This window comes from Streptomyces sp. So13.3, from assembly GCF_005860785.2.
Lineage (GTDB): Bacteria > Actinomycetota > Actinomycetes > Streptomycetales > Streptomycetaceae > Actinacidiphila > Actinacidiphila fildesensis.
The window spans coordinates 2133850-2153045 of the sequence record NZ_CP048835.1; the positions used below are offsets into that span (position 1 = coordinate 2133850).

Consider the following 19196-nt stretch of genomic DNA (forward strand, 5'->3'; position numbering starts at 1 on the left):
TCACCCCCCGCACGCCCTGATGCCTCCCGCATGGAAGGATGACCGTGGTTCGATGGCGGTCGACGGGACGCATGAGACGAGAGACAGGGCCACGGGTGAGCGACAACCAGAATCTCCTCGCCGAGCAGCGGCGTGCCCTCATCCTCGACGAGGTCAGGCGGCGTGGCGGGGTACGGGTCAACGAACTCACCCGCAAGCTCAACGTCTCGGACATGACCGTCCGCCGGGATCTGGACGCGCTGGCCCGGCAGGGTGTCGTGGAGAAGGTGCACGGCGGCGCGGTGCCGGTGGTCGAGGCGAGCAGCCACGAACCGGGCTTCGAGGCGAAGTCGGGCCTGGAGCTCGGCGCGAAGGAAGCCATCGCGCGGGCCGCCGCCAAGCTCGTGACACCGGGCAGCGCGATCGCCCTGTCGGGCGGCACGACGACCTACTCCCTGGCCCACCACCTGCTGGACGTACCCGACCTGACCGTGGTGACGAACTCGGTGCGGGTCGCCGACGTCTTCCACACCGCCCAGCGCCGGCCGGGAGCACAGAGCCGGGACGGCGCCGCGACGGTGGTGCTCACCGGCGGAGTACGGACCCCGTCGGACTCCCTGGTGGGCCCGGTCGCGGACCGGGCGATCGGCTCGCTCCACTTCGACATGCTGTTCCTGGGCGTGCACGGGATCTCGGTCGAGGCCGGCCTGTCCACGCCGAACCTGGCGGAGGCGGAGACCAACCGGCAGTTCGTGCGCTCGGCACGCCGGGTCGTGGTGATCGCCGACCACACCAAGTGGGGGACGGTGGGCCTCAGTTCCTTCGCCTCCCTCGAGGACGTCGACACCCTCGTCACGGACGCCGGCATCCCCGAGGTGCTGCGCGCGGAGATCGCCGAGTACCTCTCGGACCTGGTCGTCGCGGGTGAGACGGACACCGACGCAGACAGCTGACGGCTCGTCACGTAAGGTGCGCCCATGGCCCGCCGATCGCGCTCACCGCGCCCCCTGCGCCGCGTCGAACTGGACTTCCTCGACACCGCGCCCGTACGTCTGGTCTTCACCCTCGCCATCACGTCGTCCCCGGAGGCGGTCTACCGCGCCATCGCCGTGGACACCGAGAGCACCCCGGAGTGGTTCACCGCGGTGAAATCCGCGCGGCGCACCGAGGTGGGCCGCGATGTTGCCCTGGCCGGCGGCGTCCGCTTCGAGGAGACGGTACTGGTCGACGAGGCGCCGAAGCGCTACGTCTACCGGGCGGACACGTGCAACGCCCCAGGACTGCGGGCCCTGTTGGAGGAGTGGCGGGTGGAGCCGGTCGGACCCGGCAGCCTGGTGCAGTGGACCTTCGCGATGGACGGCCCGGCGCCACTGCGCCTTTTGATGCGGGTGCTGCGGCCGGGGCTGGGTCGGGCGTTCCGTGGCGCGGTGCTGGCGCTGGACCGGCGGCTTGCGGGGGCGGAGTAGGTGGGGGTGCGGGGCTACCGGACTCAGCGGACGGTGGACGCGCGCAACCGGCGGCTGACCTCGCCCAGGCCCTCCGCGATGGCGGTGAGCTGCTCGCGGGTGAGGACGTCGATCAGTAGCTCGCGGACCAGGGCGACGTGTCCTGGGGCGGTCTCGCGGACCTTGGCCCAGCCCTCGTCCGTGAGGCAGGCGACAACGCCGCGCACATCACCGGGGAAGGACCGCCGGCGGACCATGCCGCTCTTCTCCAGCTGGGTGACCTGGTAGGTCAGCCCGCTCTTGGAGGTGAGGAGGGCGTCGGCGAGCTCGGTCATGCGCAGCTCGCCGCAGGGGGCCGCGGAGAGCCGGGTGAGGATCTCGTACTGGGGATGCGAGAGGTCGGCGTCGTCCTTCAGTTGCTGTTCCACCCGGCGGCCCAGCAGGTTGCTCGCCGCCAGGAAGCCCGTCCAGGCCGCCATCTCCTGCTCGTCGAGCCACCTCGTGTTGTCCATGGGGCCATCGTAGCGCTGTTGTTCAAATTCGAATTAGCCGATACGGTCGGACCAGTGGTTCGAATTTGAACCACGCCACGTCCCCCACCCCAGGAGAACCGCCCTATGCCCTCCCCCACCACCCAGCTGACTCCGCCCGTCCTCCGTGCGCCCGCTCCGGCGACCGCGGCGGCCACCCCGCACGCCTATGACGCCGGGCTGCTCCTGCTCCGGCTCGCGGTCGGCCTCACCATGGCCGCGCACGGCGCCCAGAAGCTGTTCGGCTGGTTCGGCGGGGGCGGCCTCGACGGGACCGGCCAGTTCTTCACCATGAGCGGCTACCCGTCCGGCAAGGCGATGGCCGTCGTGGCGGGTCTCAGTGAGACCTTCGGCGGGCTCGGCCTCGCCGTCGGTCTGCTCACCCCGCTGGCGGGCGCCGCGGTGGTCGGCACCATGGTCAACGCGCTGGCCGTGAAGTGGGGCGGCGGCTTCTTCGCGCCCCAGGGCGTCGAGTACGAACTGCTGCTGACCGCGGCCGCCGCCGCCCTCGCCCTGACCGGCCCCGGCCGCCTGGCCGCCGACCGCTACCTCCCCATCCTCCGCTCCCACCGACTGGCCTACGGTGCATCGGCTGTGGTGTTGGGCGTCGCAGTGGCGGGCGTCATCCTCCTGCTGCGCAAGTAGGCCCACACCCCGCTCCGGCCGGCTGTGACGTGAGGGGGCCGGGGCCGCAGGTGGGGGGTTCGAAATGCTGCCGAGCTATTTGTGGGCCGCCAGGCCCTAAATAGTCGATTTCGAACCCCCCACCGGAGGACCCGGCCCCCGACCGCACCACCAACGGTCAGACGTCGCCCCGAGCCAGCCGCAGGGTACGAATCTCGAACGGCCGCAACGACAGCTCGACACCCGAACCACCGCCCACGACCCCACCCGTCGGACGTTCCAACAAGTCGCACACCGTGGCCGACGCCAGCTCGAACCCCGCCGTCAGTCGCGCCCTCGCCCGGCCGCCGGCCGACTCGTACAGCCGCACCACAACGTCACCGCTCCCGTCGTCCGCCAGCTTCACGGCCGTCACGACCACCGCGTCCTGGTCCACCGAGACCAGCGGCACCACCGCCGCGCTGCCCGGCACCCGCCGCTCGGGCAGGTTGATCCGGTATCCCTCGCGCACCGCGTCGCCGATCGCGGCGCCGGGGACCAGCGCGTACCGGAACCGGTGCGTGCCCTGGTCGGTGTGCGGGTCGGGGAAGCGCGGGGCGCGCAGCAGGGAGAGCCGGACGGTGGTCGTCGTGCCGCTGCTGAGTGCGGCCTCGGTACCGCCGGTGCGTGCGGTTTCGGCGTCCGGCCGTACGGTGCGGGTCACGTCGTAGCCGTACGTCGAGTCGTTGACGACGGCGACACCCCAGCCCGGCTCCTCCAGATGCACGAACCGGTGGGCGCACGCCTCGAACTTCGCGGCGTCCCAACTGGTGTTGGTGTGCGTGGCCCGGTAGAGGTGGCCGAACTGGGTCTCGGCCGCCGTGCGGTCGGCGTGCAGGTCGAGAGGGAAGGCCGCCTTGAGGAACTTCTCGGTCTCGTGCCAGTCCACCTCGGTGGCGATGTCGAGGCGGCGCTCCCCCGCGGTCAGCGTGAGCACCTCTTCCACCCGGGAGGAACCGAAGTTCCGGGTCACCCGGACCGCCGCCACTCCGCCGCCGACGGCGTCCAGTTCCAGGGTGTCGACGTCGGTGAGGTCGGTGACCGTGTTGCGGTAGAACGTGTCGACGTCCCAGGCGTCCCAGCGGTTGGGGAAGTCGGGGTGCAGTTGCAGCAGGTTGGCGGCGGCGCCCGGGGCGATCGTCTCGCGGCCGGCTTCGAGGTCGTAGACCGAGACGACGAGTCCGCGCGCGTCGACCGCCACCCTCAGCAGCCCGTTGGCCAGGACGAATCCGCCGCCCTCGCGCGGTACGGCGGTGACCGCCGCGCCGGTGTACGGCGCCGTGACGACGGCGCCGCCCGCGGGGGCGCCGGAGCGGGCGTGCGGCGCAGCGTTGAACAGCACGGAGGTTCCGTCGGCGGGGCTGCCCGCGAGGGCAGCCTGTGCGTCGGCGATGATCCGGTCCAGTTCGGCGCCGACGGCCGCGTACTTCGCCTCCGCCTCGCGGTGCACCCAGGCGATGGACGAGCCGGGGAGGATGTCGTGGAACTGCAGCAGCAGGACGGTCTTCCAGATCCGGTCGAGGTCCTCGTACGGGTAGGGGAAGCCGGCCCGTACGGCCGCGGTGGCGGCCCACAGTTCGGCCTCGCGCAGCAGGTGTTCGCTGCGGCGGTTGCCCTGCTTGGTGCGGGCCTGGCTGGTGAGCGTGGCCCGGTGCAGTTCGAGGTAGAGCTCCCCCACCCAGACCGGGGCGTCCGGGTATTCGGCGTGGGCCTTCTCGAAGAAGGCGGACGGCTTCTCGAAGACGACCTTCGCCGAGCCCTCCAGGTCCGCCAGCCGCTTGCCGTGCGCGAGCATCTCGCGGGTGGTGCCGCCTCCGCCGTCGCCCCAGCCGGTCGGGGCCAGCGACCGGGTCGCGGAGCCCTTCTCCTGGAAGTTGCGGACGGCGTGGGCGACCTCCTTGCCCGACAGCTGGGCGTTGTAGGTGTCGATCGGGGGAAAGTGGGTGAAGACCCGGGTGCCGTCCAGTCCCTCCCACCAGAAGGTGTGGTGCGGGAACTTGTTGGTCTCGCTCCAGGAGATCTTCTGGGTCAGGAACCACTTGGCGCCGGCCTGCTTGACGATCTGCGGGAGGGCGGCCGAGTAGCCGAACGTGTCCGGCAGCCACACCTCCTCGGTGTCGATGCCGAACTCCTCCAGGAAGAACCGCTTGCCGTGCACGAACTGCCGTGCCAGCGCCTCGGATCCCGGCATGTTGGTGTCGGACTCGACCCACATGCCGCCGACCGGCACGAACCGCCCGTCCGCGACGGCCTTCTTGACCCGTGCGTAGACCTCGGGCCGGTGCTCCTTGATCCAGGCGTACTGCTGCGCCTGCGACATGGCGTAGACGAACTCCGGGTTCTCCTCCAGCAGCGCCGTCATGTTGGAGGTGGTGCGCGCGACCTTGCGGACGGTCTCGCGCAGCGGCCACAGCCAGGCCGAGTCGATGTGGGCGTGGCCCACCGCGCTGATGCGGTGCGCGGAGCGGTGCGCGGGTGCGGCGAGCACCTCGGCCAGCTGCTCGCGGGCCGCGGCCGCCGAGCCGCCGACGTCCTGCAGGTCCACGGCGTCCAGGGAGCGTTCCACCGCGCGCAGGATCTCCCAGCGGCGGGGTGAGTCGGTGGACAGCTCCGCCATCAGCCCGCCGAGCACCTCCAGGTCCTGGACCAGTTCCCACACCGTCTCGTCGAAGACCGCGAGATCCATCCGGGCGAGCTTGTACTGCGGCTCGCTGCCGGCGGTCTCCTTGTCGCCGAGGTCGGTGGGCAGGAAGGGGTGGTAGTCGAGCAGCACCGGGTTGGACGAGGCCTCGATGTGCAGTTCCACCCGCTCGCCGCCGGTGACGGGCGCGCCGATCCGGATCCACTGGTTGCGCGGGTTGAGTCCCTTCACCGGCGAGCCGTCCGCCCGGTAGACCAGGCCCTCGCACTGGAAGCCGGGCATGTTCTCGTCGAAGCCGAGGTCCAGCAGCGCCTCGACGGTCCGGCCGGCCCATTCGTCGGGTACGACGCCCGTCACGGTGATCCAGCTGGTGCCCCACGGCGGGCCCCAGGGCTCACCGGTCTCGATCGGCGTACGAGGCGCCGCCAGGCCCTCGGCCACCGGGACGGGCTCGCCGGGGGCGTTCCAGATCCCGATGTCCAGCGGCACCGACTGCGGATAGACGGCGGGGCGGATGCGTTCGTCGAGGACCCGCTTGAGCCGGTCCTCGGTGACGGTTCGGCTGCTGTGCATGAGGGTGGGTTTCCTTAGATCCAGGTGAACGCGGCGGACGACGGGGCGGATGAGGTGAACAGCTCGCCGACGGCGCGGACTTCGAGCCGGGTGACGGCCTCACCGGCGGTACGCCGCAGGGCGGGCAGGTAGTAGGCGGTGCCGGGTGTCCCGCCGAGGAAGCGCCGGCCGCCCCCGGGCAGCACCTGGTGCACCTCGTAGTGCCGGACCGGACCGGCCGAGCGGCGCCAGCCGATGCGCAGGGCGGCCGAGATGCCATCCGCGGCGGTGGCCGAGGAGGTGACGGCCGGCAGGCCGGGCCGGGCGGGGGGTTTCGGAGCGGCATCGCGCACCGCGATGCCGCCGAGCCGCCAGCGGACCGCCGTGCCGCCGGATCCGGTGAGCCGGACGCCGAGGACGTGCAGGACGTTTCCGTGCGGCTGTCCCAGCCGTACGGTCGCCGTGGTCCAGCCGCGGCCGCCGGCGGGCAGGGACCCGGCGGGGACGTACCGGAAGCGCGGCGGCGTGCCGGGCGTGCCCGGGCCGTCGAGGGCGACGGCCACCTCCACCCGGACCGGGCCGGAACCGGGGTCGGTGCGGTGGGTCAGTTCCACCACCGCGCCACCCGTCAGCGGCAGTCGGGCGGCGTACAGCTCCAGCGTGGCCGGGGCGTCGAGCGCTCCGTCCACCAGCAGGCTGCTGCCGCCGCGCCAGGCGTCGGCGAAGTCGAAGGCCACCGCCGGCCGGGCGCCGGCGGTGTGCACCACCCAGCGGCGGCCGGGCAGCCGGTCCTGCAGACCGAGGTGGTTCCAGGCGGTGTCGGAGGACGCGGTGCCGTGCTCGTACCAGCGCAGGCCGTGCCCGGTGTTGAAGGTGGTCGCGAACGGCAGCGCGGTGAGCGTGGAGCGGTCGGCGACGGATTCGGCCGGCGCCCGCCAGCCTCCCGTGCCGCTGCGCGGTGCCGAGGGATCAAGTGAGGGGCCGGTCCAGAAGCGGTCGTCGCGGGCGTGGAAGTCGCCGGGCGCGCGCCGGTCCGCCGGCAGGCTCGTCCAGGTCCACTCGGGGCGGTAGAAGCCGTACGAGGTGACATGCCGCGCGTCGGCGGGGACGATCGCGTCCCAGTCGACCGGGGTGTCCCAGCCGCGGGACTCGACATCGATGCCGGCCCACAGCGCGTAGCGGCTGCGGTCCAGTTCCCCGGCGAGGGTGCCGGAGGCGGCGAGGCCGGACCTGCTCCAGTCGAAGTTGACGAACATCGTGTCGGCGGCGGTGAAGAACTCCTGGTTGCGCGGGTTGAGTTCGTTCTGCCAGTCGACGGCTCCGGTGTCGGTCATCGCGTCGTACCAGGTGACGCGCAGGCCGTGGCCGTGGGCGCGCAGGTACTGGACGAAGTCACGCATGGCGGTGGCGAGCGCCGCGTCCCCGCCGCCGGTCTCGGCGTTGATGAACCAGCCGTCGAAGCCGTACGCCCGCGCGACCAGGATCAGCTGGTCCGCGATCGGGAACCGGCCGTCGGCACCGCGCTGGACGAGGTCGCGGGTCCACCGCAGATCGCCGCCGTAGGCGACCGGTGGCAGGAAGACGGTGCCCAGCACGGGCACGCCGTTGCGGTGCGCGGCGTCCACCACCGGCGCGTTGGGGGCGAGGATCAGGCCCTCGCCGGACGAGCCGCCCCAGAACACCAGCTCGTCCAGGTACGCCCAGTGCGTCAGCGCGTAGTAGTCGGCGGTGGCGGAGCCCTGGGAGGGGTTGCCCGCGGTGTGGTCGAACGCGGCCAGGCCGGAGATCCGCGCCTGGCCGGTGCGGGCCGTGGTGTTGGCGGGCGGCGGCGCGAAGCGGGCCGCGAGCGGGACGCTCGCGGTGTTGAACGCCAGGTCCGGGTCGGTCTCCGGCGTCCACGCCTTGAGGCTGCGCCACTGGATGCCGTCACCAGGTGTCCCGGCGGGGAGGCTGTCGGGAAACCAGTACGAGGCGTGGGGCTGCAGGTTCCGTGCGGTTCCTGCTGCCGCGCTGGCAGCCGGCAGGCCGGGCGCCAGGAGGAGGCCCGCGGTGCCGGCCCCGGCGATCAGGACCCGGCGGCGGGAGGGCCGGGACCGGTCCGCGGCGGGGAGGGCGGAGGCGGGGTCGGCAGAGCTGCGGTGCTCGGTCATCGGTGCGCTCCCTAGGGGTGTTCGACCTGATCGACGGTGAGGACCTCGGTGATGCCACGGGCCGCCAGATGACCGGCGTCGCCCGCGAGTTCGGCGAGTACGGCGGTGGGCCGGGCACCAGTGGCGGCCAGTCGCATCCACGCCTCGAAGAAGGCCCCGCCGGGCGCGCACACGGAGCGGGCGGGCGCGCTCACCCGGTCGCCCGCGTCGACCACCAGCGCGGTGGTGCGCGGCGCCGGGCGGTGCTCGCGCCCGCGCCACTGTTCGACGGCGCGGGCGACGGCCGCGCCCGCCGGCTTGACCGTGCGGTCGGTGGTGAGCAGTCCCAGGCTGTACTCCAGCTCGGGGAAGTCCGCGAGCGCGCGGTCCACGTCGTGCGAGCACCACCAGGTGACGCCCCACACGTCCGGGCAGTCCAGCGCCGCGGCGATGGTGGCCTCGGTGAACTCGGCGGCGTGCCCGGCCGGGATGTGCGGGGCGGGCGCGCCCACCTCCTGCAGCCACACCGGCCGGTGCGGGTCGGTGGCCCAGGCCTTCGACAGTTCGATCAGATAGGCGGCGTGCTGCTCGGTGGCGGTGCCGGTACGGCCGTGGCGCTGCGCGGTGCCGTTGAACACCCAGGAGTGGACGGCGGTCGCGGCACCCAGCTGGGCGGAGTGGCCGGGGGTGAAGGGGTGGTCGTCCTGGTACCAGGCCGCGTCGTAGGACGCGTGCAGATGGAACTTGCCGGGCGCGCCCTCCTCGCATGCGGCCAACACCCGCCGCAGCCAGGACTCGGCCTGGGCGGGGGTGATCCGGTCGGGGTCGGGGTGCGGTCCTGAGGAGAACTGGTTGATCTCGTTGCCGATGGTCATGCCCAGGAAGCCGGGCCGGCCGGCGAGCGCCGCCGCGAGCGTGCGCAGATAGCTGACCTCGCCGTCGATGACGTCGGGGTCGGTGAAGAGGTTGCGGCGGTGCCAGGTGGTGGTCCAGGAGGGGATGAAGTCGAAGCTGGACAAGTGGCCCTGCAGCCCGTCGACCGCGGTGTCGAGGCCGCGCTCGGCGGCCGCGTCGACCAGCTGGACGAGCTGTTCGACGGCGCGCGGCCTGATCAGAGTGCGGTTCGGCTGGAAGACCGGCCAGAGCGGGAAGACCCGGATGTGGTCGAGGCCGAGGGCGGCGATGGAGTCCAGGTCGGCGCGGACTTCGTCGAGGTCGAAGTCGAGCCAGTGGTGGAACCAGCCGCGCGTGGGCGTGTAGTTGACGCCGAAGCGCATTGCGTTCATCCGGTGCGGTGTCCTCAGTGCGGGGAGAAGGGGAGCGGAGGCTCAGCCCTTGACGGCGCCTTCGCCCACGCCGCGGAAGAAGTACCGCTGCAGGCAGGCGAACATGACGATGAGCGGGGCTACAGCGATGATGGTCCCGGCGGCGACGAGCCTGGGGTTGTTGGCGAACGTGCCGTGCAGGAAGTTCAGCCCGACGGTCAGCGTGTACTTGTCCGGGTCGGACAGCACGATCAGCGGCCAGAGGAAGTCGTCCCAGGCGCCCATGAACGAGAAGATCGCCACGACCGCCAGCGTGCCCTTGACCGAGGGCAGCGCGATCCGTACGAAGCGCTGCCAGACGTTGGCGCCGTCGATGACGGCGGCCTCCTCGATCTCGTACGGGAGGTGGCTGAACGCGTTCCGCATCAGCAGCACGTTCATCGCGCCGATGCAGCCGGGCAGCACGACGGCGATGAGGGTGTTGTTCAGCTGCAGATCGCGCATGGTGGTGAACTGCGCGATGAAGATGGACTCGAACGGCACCAGCAGCGCCATGACGAAGGCGGTGGTCGCGAGCTTGCGGCCGCGGAAGCGCAGCCGGGCGAGCGCGTAACCGGCCAGGGCGGAGCCCACGCAGTTGGTGACGACGCTGGCCGCCGCGACCTTGAGCGAGTTCAGGGCGTACTCCCAGACCGGGATGATGTCCGCGACGCCCGAGTAGTTGTCCAGCGTCGGATGCTCGGGGAGCAGCTTCGGCGGGTAGCTGTACATGTCCTCGGTCGGGCCCTTGAGCGAGGTGCTCAGCTGCCACAGGAACGGGCCGATGGTGACGGCCAGGACGGCGAGCAGCAGGACGTAGCGGAGGACGAGCTGCCAGCGGGGCATACGGCCGCCCATGTCACTCACCGTCCTTGCGGTCGGCACGCAGCACCAGCAGCATCAGGACCAGCGTGACCACGAAGATCACCACGGAGAGCGCGGAGGCGTATCCGGTGCGCCCCGACAGTCCGGTGCCGACGCGCTGGACGAGCATGACGATGGTGGTGTCCTCGCCGGCCGGCCCGCCGGTCGGGCCCGCCATCAGATAGACCTCGGTGAAGACCTTGAAGGCCGCCACCGACGACAGCGCGCCGACCAGCACCATGGTGGAGCGGACCGCCGGGACGGTGATGCTGATGAAGCGGCGGACCGCTCCGGCACCGTCCACGGCGGCCGCCTCGTGCAGTTCCTTCGGCACGTTGGCCAGCGCCGCCAAGTAAATGATCATGTAGTAGCCGAGGCCTTTCCACACCGTCAGCGCCATCGCGCTGAACAGCAGCAGCCACTGGTCGCTGAGGAACTCCACCGGGCCGGTCCCGAAGTACCCGAGGATCCCGTTGACCAGCCCGCGGTCGTCCAGCATCCACACCCAGATGAGCGCGACCACGACGACCGACGCGACGACCGGGGTGTAGAAGGAGGAGCGGAAGAAAGCGATGCCGGGGACCTGCTTCTGGACGAGCAGGGCCAGCAGGAGCGGCAGCAGCACGGTGCACGGCACCACGAGCAGCACGTACAGCGTGCTGTTGCGCAGCCCGGTCCAGAACTGCTCGTCGTCCAGCATGTCCTGGAAGTTCCGCAGCCCCACCCAGTGGCCCGGGGTCAGGGTGCGGGCGTCGGTGAAGGCCGTGCCGACGGTGCTGATGAACGGGTAGAGGCTGAACGCGGCGATGATCACCAGGCCGGGCAGCAGGAACAGCCAGGGGCTGGCGGCCCGGTGGGTCCGTGCACTCATGTCGGGTCCGCCCGCTCAGCTCTGCTTGAGCAGCTTGTCGCTCTGGCTGACCGCGTCGTCCAGAGCCTGCTGCGGCGACTTCTTGCCCTGCAGCGCCTTCGCCACCTCGTTCTTGAGGATGGTCTTCATCTCGTCGGTCATCACGACCGGCGTGTAGTTCACCGCGCCCTTGAGCAGCCGCGCGGAGGCGACCCGGATGCGGCCCTCGTCGGTGCCGTCGTCCTGGGTCCAGTACGGCTGGTCCAGCGAGCCGGCGGTGCTCGGGAAGATCGCGACCTTGTGCGCGAACGACTCCTGGTTCTGCTTGTCGGTGATGAAGTGCGCGAAGGCGATGGCCGCGGCCTTGTGCTTGCTCTTGCTGTTCACCGCCATGCCCATCACGTACATGTTGGGGTGGCCGGTGTTGTTGGGCGCGTCGGTGATGCCGAGGTTCTTGTACAGGTCGGGCGCGTTCTGCTTGAAGGTGCCCAGGTCGTGCGCGCTGCCCGGGTTCATCGCGACCTTCTGCTGCAGGAACTTCTGGCCGACGGCGTCCGGGCCGCTGGTCAGTGCCTGGGAATCGAGGCCGCCGTTCTTGAACAGCTCCAGGTACTTGGTGAGCAGTTCGGTGCCCTTGGCGTCGTTGTACGTGAACTTGGTCGCGTCGGCGTTCATCAGCGGGACGCCGTAGCGGCCGAAGTCCTCGATGGACGGGGTGCCCGCGAGGGTGGCGGTCTTCCCGCCGGACTTCACCGCGATGGTGTTGGCGTCCGCGAAGAGCTCGTCGTAGGTCTTCGGCGGCTTGGCCGGGTCGAGGCCGGCCTTCTGGAACAGCGTCTTGTTGTAGAAGAGCGGGCCGGTGTTGAGGTACCAGGGGAAGGCGTACGAGCCCTCCAGACCCGGCAGTTCATTGCCCTTCCACGCCTCGGGCGTGTAGTCGCCCTTGAACTTGGCAGCGGCGGGCTCCTTGTCCAGGCTCATGATCACGCCGGCCTTGGCCAGCGGGTACGACAGGTCGGGCGAGACGTTGACGACGTCGGGGAGCGTGCCGCCTGCCGCGTCCGCGCTGAGCTTGTCCGCGTAGTTCTCGGCGGGCTGGTCGAGCCACTTCACATGGACGCCGGGGTTCTGCTTCTCGAAGTCCTTGGCCAGGCCCTCGAAGTAGTCCTTGTAGTTCGCCCGCAGGTTCCAGGTCTGGAAGCTGATGTCGCCCTCGATCTTGCCGTCGGCACTGCTGCCGGCATCGTCCCCGCCGGATCCGCAGGCGGTCAGCGTCAGCGCCGACAGCAGCAGGGGGACGACGACAACGGCTGTTCTACGGGTGGCGCCGCGGCTGCTGCCGCGCTCTCCACGGGTTCTTCCACTGGATACGGACATGGCTGACAAGCTCCTTCGCTCGGGCCAGGAGGGGGGCGACGTAAGGCTGCACCCGCGTTGCGAGCAACGTCAACGGTTAACCGGAGATGAATTCGCGCCATCTCACATATGTGCAGGTGAGAGCAGTTCAGGCCACAAAACTAATGCGCTTTAGTAGTCATTAGCTCAAGCGCATTAGTAGCCGGTCGCACTCCGGCCCCGGAGTAGGACATAATCCAGCCATGGATCCCGTGCGCCGCACTCCGGCCCGCCGACCGACGATGAAGGACATCGCGCAGCGCGCGGGTGTCTCCGAGAGCGCCGTGTCCTTCGCGCTCAACGACCGGCCCGGCGTCTCCCCCGCCACCCGCGACCGGGTCCGCCGGGTCGCGGAACAGCTGGGCTGGCGCCCCAGCACCGCGGCGCGGGCGCTGTCCGGGGAGGGCGCCGCCACCGTCGGCCTGGTCCTGGCCCGGCCGGCGCACACGCTCGGCGTCGAGTCGTTCTTCCTGCAACTCGTCTCGGGCATCCAGGAGGTGCTGGCGCGGCGTCATCTCGGGCTGCTCTTCCAGGTCGTCGAGGATCTCGGCGAGGAGTGCGCGATCTACCGCCGCTGGTGGGCCGAACGCCGGGTCGACGGGCTGCTCGTCGTCGACCCCCGGCTCGACGACCCGCGGCCGGCGCTGCTCGACGAACTCGGCCTGCCCGCCGTCGTGATCGGCGCGCTCGCCCCGGGCACACCCGCGCACTCCGGCATCTCCACCGTGTGGGCCGACGACGCGGGCGCCATGGCCTCGATCGTCGACCATCTGTACGGGCTGGGGCACCGCAGGATCCTGCACATCGCCGGCCTGCCGCACCTCGCGCACACCCAGCGCCGGATCCGGTCGCTGCACGCCGAGGCCGCCCGCCGCGGGCTGCCCGACGTCCACTCCATCAGCACCGACTACTCGGACACCGAAGGCGCCGAGGCCACCCGCCGGGCCCTCGCCCGACCCCGGCCGCCGACCGCGATCGTCTACGACAACGACGTCCTGGCCATGGCCGGTCTCGCCGTCGCCAACGAGCGCGGCCTCGCGGTCCCCGGCGATCTGTCCCTCGTGGCCTGGGACGACTCCGTGCTCTGCCGCAGCGCGCACCCCGCGCTGACCGCGCTCGTCCGCGACACCAGCAGCTTCGGCCGCCATGCCGCCGAGCAGTTGCTCAGCCTCCTGGACGGGAACCCCGCCCGCGAGATCCAGGACGACCTGCCGCGCCTCATGGCCCGCGCGAGCACGGCGCCGCCGCCCGGTAGCTAGGGCGTGTTGCGCAAGTCCCGGCTGGCCCACGACGCCTGGCACGCACCCTCGCTGCGTTGTCGGGCTCGCCCACGTACGTCCAGTACGAGAACGACCCTCCGCCATGCGAGCGCACCCACCGGACGCCGTGGGCCACGCCCTCCGGGCGAACAGCGCTCCTTTCGACGCACGCCCTAGCTTCCGTTCGTCAGCGGTACTCGGCCAGCCGGGGGCGGATTCCCAGCAGGACGAGGACCGCCGCGGCGGCCAGCGCGCCGGCGGGGACCGCGGGCCAGCCGGCGAGGGCCGAGCGGGCGCGGCCGGTGTGCAGGTCGAAGTCGGACCGCTGGTGGTCCGCGAGCGCGTCCAGGGTGGTGGCGAAGTCCCAGAAGTCGAACGCGACCTGGCCGCGGCCGACTTCGGTGAGCACCGTGACCGCCTCGTCGAGCCGGCCGGCGGCGCGCAGGTCGCGCAGCTTCCGGTCGTCGGCGCGGAAGTGGCCGTAGCGGGTGAGGACCTCCTGGTAGGCGGGGCGCTCCGCGGCCGTGGCGTACGACTCGGGGGCGAGGAGCACGTCGAGCCGGCGGGTGAGCGTGTCGAACCGCTCGCGCTGGTAGCCGGCCGAGTCGGTGTCGTGGACCAGCCAGCGGCTCTGGGTGGCGGCGGCATCGGCGGCCACCGCGCGGGCCTCGGCCAGCCGGGACCAGGGACGCAGTCCCTCCCGGCCCGCGGCGCCGACCTCGGACGCCGCCGAGGCGAAGGAGAGCGCGCCCGCCAGGGTGACGACCAGCGCGGCGACGGTGGCGGCCACCAGCGCCGGGTTGAAGACCCGCCGGTAGCGGCGGGCGAGGTCCCGCTGCCACCACAGGAGGAAGCCGAGGGTGAGAACACCGAGCACCCCGACGAGGCCCGCCGACCATTTCGCGCTGTCCTGTGTCTCCGACTCCAGGTGCGCGGCCTGCTGGGCGTAGGTCTCCGACAGCGCCGCCGCGACGGGCAGCAGCTCGTTGCGCAGTACGTCGGCGGCCTCGGAGGACAGGGCGACGGCGGCGTGCGGCGGAGTTCCCGCCGGGCGGTTGGGCTGGGTCTCGTCCACGTAGGAGGAGCGGGCGCTGGCGTCGTCGTAGCGGCCGAGCGCGTCGAGCAGGGAGCGGACCCGGTCGCCCTGGGCGGTGTCGGCACCGAGCTGCCGCAGCAGTCCACTGACCTCGGTGCGGCGCTGCTGCGCGGTGATCAGTGCGAGCAGCCGGTTGCCGACCTCCACGTCCGGCTGGAGCGCCGAGTGGCCCGGCACCAGGGAGTTGGCCCGCTGGGCGTCGAGGTCGGCGAGCGCGAACCGCAGTTCGGCGGCGACGGCCGCCCGCTGGGAGACGGTCGTGCCCAGGTCGGAGGCGTTGCCCCGGACGTCGACCGCGCCGAGGACGGCGGCAGCGCAGAGCGCGGCGAGCGCGGCCAGGGCGATCACGGCCGACACGACGAGCCGTACGGGACCGGTGAGCGGCAGCCGCGGACGCGGCGCCCGGGAGCGCCGGGCGCGCGGCGGCGGGGTGGGCGGCGCGGCCGGTCCGCCGGCCGGCGCGGCCCGCGGCTCCTCGGTCGCGGACACCCGCTGGACCGGCGGCGCCTGAGAGGTCGTCATATCGCGACGCTAGGCGCGTGCCCGGAAAGGAGGATGTCCCACCGGCGGACTCCAGGTGACCGGCCCGTAACAGCTAGGAACGGAGGCCGCCCCTCCGCAGAGCCGGCCCGCGGCCGGCCCCGCCGCCCACCCCGTCAGTCCGTCAACTCCGTCAGGCCGTCAACTCTGTCAGCCCGCTCAGTCCTTGTCGTCCGGCTTCCACAGCGAGTGTTCGCGCCGCGCCCACCACGAGGCCACGCTTCCGGTCCGCATGCCCAGCCGCGCCTCCGGGTCCTTACTGGCCATCCAGACGTGTCCGGTGATGCCGGCGGCGAGCAGCAGTGCCAGCCAGTCGTGGACGAAGGTGGCGCCGGTCCGCCAGAGCACCGGGGCGAGGTGGGTGAACCACATCAGCAGCCCGGTGCCGATCATCACCAGCACCGCTCCCGCGATGAAGGCCGAGTAGAGCTTCTGGCCCGCGTTGAACTTGCCCGCGGGCACTCCCTCCTTGCTGCGCTTGCGCAGTACGGTGCGCAGCCAGTGCCAGTCGTGCCGGCCGAAGCGGTTGAGCCGGCTCAGGTCGGCTCGCAGCGCGCGGAAGAACATCCCCGCGATCAGCGGCGCCGGGAGCATCAGGCCGGACCACTCATGGACGGTCACCACCAGCCGCCGTCTGCCGACGAGTTCGGAGAGCGGGGGCAGATAGAGACAGGCGGCGGTGAAGACACAGATGCCCATCAGCCAGGCGGTGCCGCGGTGCACCCAGCGTTCGGCGCGGCTGAAGCGGCGCAGCCGCCGTGCCGGCTGCCGTGGGGCGGTCGGTGCGGCCGGGGCGTCAGGAAGTGGGGTCATCGGACCGTCCGTTCGACTTTCCGACCCAGGCGTCGACGTCGTAGCCGAGCTTCTCCCAGTAACCGGGTTCGACGCTCTTGGTGAGGGTGATCCCCGAGAGCCACTTCGCGGACTTGTAGAAGTACATGGGCGCCGCGTAGAGCCGGACCGGGCCGCCGTGGGCGTGGGTGACCGGCTTGTCCTGCATCGTGAGCGCCACCATGACGTCGCTGCGGCGGGCCTGCTGCAGCGTGAGGCTCTCGGTGTAGGCGCCGTCGAAGCAGTCGAACCGGATGGCGGTCGCCTCCGGCCGCACCCCTGAGGCGGCCAGCAGCGCGGAGAGCCGCACACCGGAGAAGGCGGTCTTCGGCACCCGCCAGCCGGTCACGCACTGGACGTCGTGCACCAGCCGCTGCTGCGGCATGGCCTGCAGGTCGGCGAGCCGGTAGGTCATGGGGCGGTCGACCAGCCCGCCGACCGTGAGCCGGTAGTTCTCGGCGTTGCGCTTGGGCACCGACGAGGTGACCGAGTAGTAGCGGAATCCCCCGCCGCCGGGCAGCAGTCCCGTCACCCCGGTGGGGTCCTTGGCGCTCACCTCGGCGAGCACCGCGTCGATACGGTCCTGCACATGGCTGCCCAGCGCGACCCCCGCGGCGCCCAGCCCCAGCATTCCCAGCACGACGCGCCGCCCGACCGGCGCACCGTGCCGTTCGTTCTCTTCCCCCGGGTCGTCGGGGGCATCGTCCACGCGGGGTTCTTCCATAGGTCGATTCGAGCACGTCGAACAGCCGCTGGCCAGGGGCGGCGCCCTGACGTCAGGCTTTCGTCATAACTCGGGTCAGGAAGCGGTCCAGCGCCGCGTTGAATTCGTCCGGGCGTTCGAGATTCGGCAGATGAGCGGCACCCTCGATGACGACCAGCTCGGATCCGGCGATCCGCCGGTGCATGGCCTCCGCGTCGGTGACCGGGGTGTACTCGTCGTCCCGGCCGACCACGACGAGGGCGGGCACGGCGATCCGGCCCAGCAGGTCCACGTAGTCGGGTCGTTCGGCGCGCCCCCGCAGGGCCGCCGCCGCCCCCTCGGGCGGAGCGCCGTACATCATCCCGCGCACATGGTCGGCGACGGCGGGCAGCGCCTCGATGTTGTGGGGCGCGACCATCTGGGACAGCACCTCGTCGGTGTACCCCTTCAGCCCCTCGCGCACCAGCCGTTCCGCCATGGCACGCCGTACCCGCTTGCCGTCCTCGGTCTCGGCCTCCGGGAAGGTGTCGGCGAGCAGCAGGCCGCGGACCCGGTCGGGGAAGAGCCGGCAGAACTCCATGACGATCTGGCCGCCCATCGACAGACCGCCGATGACGACCCGGTCCAGGCCGAGGTGGTCGAGCAGGGCCGCGATGTCCCGGGCGAAGGTCTCCAGCGGGGTCGTGCCGGGGACGACGGTGGTGGCGCCGTAGCCGCGGAGGTCGGGGGCGACGACCCGCCGTTCCCCGGCGAATGCACCGACCTGGGGTGCCCACATCGAGCGGTCGAAGGGATGGCCGTGGACCAGGACCAGCGGGTCGCCCGCACCCGCGTCCTCGTATCCGACGGTGATGCCGTTGACCTGTGCCGTTGCCGCCGTCATCGCGCTCTCCACCGGTACTTTCTCTTTCGTCCGGCCGCGTTGTCCGTCGCGGCCGGTCCCCGTACCGCCCTGGTGGCCGGTCCCCCGCCCGATGTTAGGACTGGCCATGAGGGAGTGCAATGTTTATCTTGTTCTCGGTGCAATGTGGAACGGGACGGAGCGCGTGATGGAGGACTACCGGGCGGTCGCCGACGCGGTCGCGGCGGACATCGGTGCCGGCCGGCTGCGGCCGGGCGACCGGCTCGCCACGCAGCGCGCGTTCGCCCGCCGGCACGGCATCGCGAACTCGACGGCGAACCGGGTCTACCGCGAACTGGCCCGGCGCGGTCTGGTGGTCGGCGAGGTCGGGCGCGGCACGTTCGTCCGGGCCGCCCCGCGGACGCCGGGGCCGGCACTGGCCGAGCCGGCCGCCGCGCCGGTCGACCTGGAGCTGAACTACCCGGTGGTGGCGGGGCAGACCGCCCTGCTGGGCGAGGGGCTCGGCCGGCTGCTGCGGACCGATGTACTGGCGGACGCCCTGCGGCCGGTGGGCCCGGCCGGCACTCCTCCGGCGCGCGAGGCGGCTGCCGCGCTGCTCACCGGGGCCGGCTGGGCACCGGATCCGGCGCGGGTGCTCTTCGCCGGCAACGGCCGGCAGGCGATCGCCGCCGCCGTCGCCGCACTGGTGCCCACCGGCGGCCGCCTCGGCGTGGAAGCGCTCACCTATCCGGTGGTGAAGGCCATCGCCGCCCGGCTCGGCGTCACCCTCGTCCCGCTCGCCCAGGACGAGAACGGACTGCTGCCCGACGCCCTGCTGGCCGCCCATCGCAGCGCCCCGCTGGCCGCCGTCTACCTCCAGCCGACCCTGCACAATCCGCTGGCGACGACGATGCCGGAGCGGCGCCGCGCCGAACTCGCCGACGTGCTGCGCCGTACCGGTGTGCACGCGGTGGAGGACACCATCTGGGCCTTCCTGTCCGACGGCCCGCCCCCGCTGGCCGCCTGGGCCCCCGAGCACACCGTGGTCGTCGACAGCCTGTCCAAACGGCTCGCCCCGGGCCTCACCGTCGGCTTCGCCGTGACGCCCCCTGGCCTCACCGACCGGATCGCGACCGCGCTGCGCTCCGGTGCCTGGACATCGGCCGGCTTCGCGCTCGACGCGGCGACCGGCTGGATGACGGACGGCACGGTGGCGGCCGTCGGGCGTGCCAAGCGCGAGGACGTGACGCTGCGCCAGGAGATCGCGGCCCGGCGGCTCGCAGGCTTCCGGGTACGCACCGCCCCGTCCTGCTACTTCGTCTGGTGGGACCTGCCCGAGCCCTGGCGGGCCGAGACGTTCGTCGCCGCGGCGGCCCGGCGCGGTATCGCGGTGACCCCGGCCGCGGCGTTCGCCGTGGCTCCGCACAGCGCACCGAACGCGGTCCGGGTCGCCCTCGCCTCGCCGCCGCCCGACACGCTCTCCACGGCGCTCGGCACCCTCGCGGCGATCGCCGCCGGCTCCCCGGACGACGCGATGGTCGGCTGAAGCACCCGCTCGGAGAGATCGCCTGGAG

Annotated in this window: 16 protein-coding genes; 5 read left to right on the forward strand and 11 right to left on the reverse strand. The window is 72.0% G+C overall.

Going from position 1 to position 19196, the window contains the following annotated elements; translation table 11 throughout:
• The first annotated feature begins 95 nt into the window (after positions 1-95).
• Positions 96-932: a DeoR/GlpR family DNA-binding transcription regulator gene (locus tag C8250_RS09715; RefSeq protein ID WP_138353825.1), complete on the forward strand. Its 837-nt coding sequence runs from the start codon at positions 96-98 to the stop codon at positions 930-932.
• A 24-nt stretch (positions 933-956) separates the two neighbouring features.
• Positions 957-1445, forward strand: coding sequence for an SRPBCC family protein (locus tag C8250_RS09720; protein WP_138353826.1), 489 nt, complete (start codon positions 957-959; stop codon positions 1443-1445).
• A gap of 23 nt (positions 1446-1468) precedes the next feature.
• Here C8250_RS09720 and C8250_RS09725 read toward each other — a convergent pair whose 3' ends face one another.
• The gene (locus tag C8250_RS09725; RefSeq protein ID WP_138353827.1) at positions 1469-1936 is read right to left on the reverse strand and encodes a MarR family transcriptional regulator; all 468 of its coding nucleotides are present in this window, start codon (positions 1934-1936) and stop codon (positions 1469-1471) included.
• A 105-nt stretch (positions 1937-2041) separates the two neighbouring features.
• Between C8250_RS09725 and C8250_RS09730 the strand changes: the two genes are divergently transcribed.
• Positions 2042-2599, forward strand: coding sequence for a DoxX family membrane protein (locus C8250_RS09730; protein ID WP_138353828.1), 558 nt, complete (start codon positions 2042-2044; stop codon positions 2597-2599).
• 157 nt (positions 2600-2756) lie between these two features.
• Here the strand turns inward: C8250_RS09730 and C8250_RS09735 are convergent, their stop codons facing one another.
• The 6 genes from C8250_RS09735 to C8250_RS09760 are packed head-to-tail and all read right to left on the reverse strand — an operon-like array spanning position 2757 to position 12334.
• Positions 2757-5831, reverse strand: a complete 3075-nt coding sequence (locus C8250_RS09735; protein WP_138353829.1) for a glycoside hydrolase family 38 C-terminal domain-containing protein — start codon at positions 5829-5831, stop codon at positions 2757-2759.
• 14 nt (positions 5832-5845) lie between these two features.
• Positions 5846-7960 (reverse strand): endo-beta-N-acetylglucosaminidase, encoded by a 2115-nt coding sequence (locus C8250_RS09740; RefSeq protein WP_138353830.1) that lies wholly within the window; start codon positions 7958-7960, stop codon positions 5846-5848.
• Positions 7961-7971: 11 nt separating this feature from the next.
• Positions 7972-9225 (reverse strand): glycosyl hydrolase, encoded by a 1254-nt coding sequence (locus C8250_RS09745; protein ID WP_138353831.1) that lies wholly within the window; start codon positions 9223-9225, stop codon positions 7972-7974.
• 42 nt (positions 9226-9267) lie between these two features.
• Complete coding sequence (locus C8250_RS09750; RefSeq protein ID WP_138353832.1) at positions 9268-10101, reverse strand: carbohydrate ABC transporter permease; 834 nt, start codon at positions 10099-10101, stop codon at positions 9268-9270.
• A 1-nt stretch (position 10102) separates the two neighbouring features.
• Positions 10103-10978: a sugar ABC transporter permease gene (locus tag C8250_RS09755; protein WP_138353833.1), complete on the reverse strand. Its 876-nt coding sequence runs from the start codon at positions 10976-10978 to the stop codon at positions 10103-10105.
• Positions 10979-10993: 15 nt separating this feature from the next.
• Complete coding sequence (locus C8250_RS09760; RefSeq protein WP_138353834.1) at positions 10994-12334, reverse strand: extracellular solute-binding protein; 1341 nt, start codon at positions 12332-12334, stop codon at positions 10994-10996.
• A 221-nt stretch (positions 12335-12555) separates the two neighbouring features.
• Here C8250_RS09760 and C8250_RS09765 point away from each other — a divergent pair, with 221 nt between their 5' ends.
• Positions 12556-13611: a LacI family DNA-binding transcriptional regulator gene (locus C8250_RS09765; RefSeq protein WP_138353835.1), complete on the forward strand. Its 1056-nt coding sequence runs from the start codon at positions 12556-12558 to the stop codon at positions 13609-13611.
• Between the two features lie 187 nt (positions 13612-13798).
• Here C8250_RS09765 and C8250_RS09770 read toward each other — a convergent pair whose 3' ends face one another.
• From C8250_RS09770 to C8250_RS09785, 4 genes are all read right to left on the reverse strand, one after another.
• The gene (locus C8250_RS09770; protein WP_138353836.1) at positions 13799-15229 is read right to left on the reverse strand and encodes a hypothetical protein; all 1431 of its coding nucleotides are present in this window, start codon (positions 15227-15229) and stop codon (positions 13799-13801) included.
• A gap of 177 nt (positions 15230-15406) precedes the next feature.
• Positions 15407-16060: a cytochrome b/b6 domain-containing protein gene (locus C8250_RS09775; RefSeq protein ID WP_138353837.1), complete on the reverse strand. Its 654-nt coding sequence runs from the start codon at positions 16058-16060 to the stop codon at positions 15407-15409.
• Positions 16044-16802, reverse strand: coding sequence for a molybdopterin-dependent oxidoreductase (locus C8250_RS09780; protein ID WP_138353838.1), 759 nt, complete (start codon positions 16800-16802; stop codon positions 16044-16046). The genes C8250_RS09775 and C8250_RS09780 overlap by 17 nt, the downstream gene beginning before the upstream one ends.
• 52 nt (positions 16803-16854) lie before the next feature.
• Entirely contained in the window at positions 16855-17664 is an 810-nt protein-coding gene (locus tag C8250_RS09785) for an alpha/beta fold hydrolase (RefSeq protein WP_138353839.1), read from the reverse strand.
• Positions 17665-17830: 166 nt separating this feature from the next.
• Here C8250_RS09785 and C8250_RS09790 point away from each other — a divergent pair, with 166 nt between their 5' ends.
• A complete protein-coding gene (locus tag C8250_RS09790; RefSeq protein WP_138353840.1) occupies positions 17831-19168 on the forward strand; it encodes a PLP-dependent aminotransferase family protein in 1338 nt (445 codons plus the stop codon).
• Positions 19169-19196 lie beyond the last annotated feature (28 nt).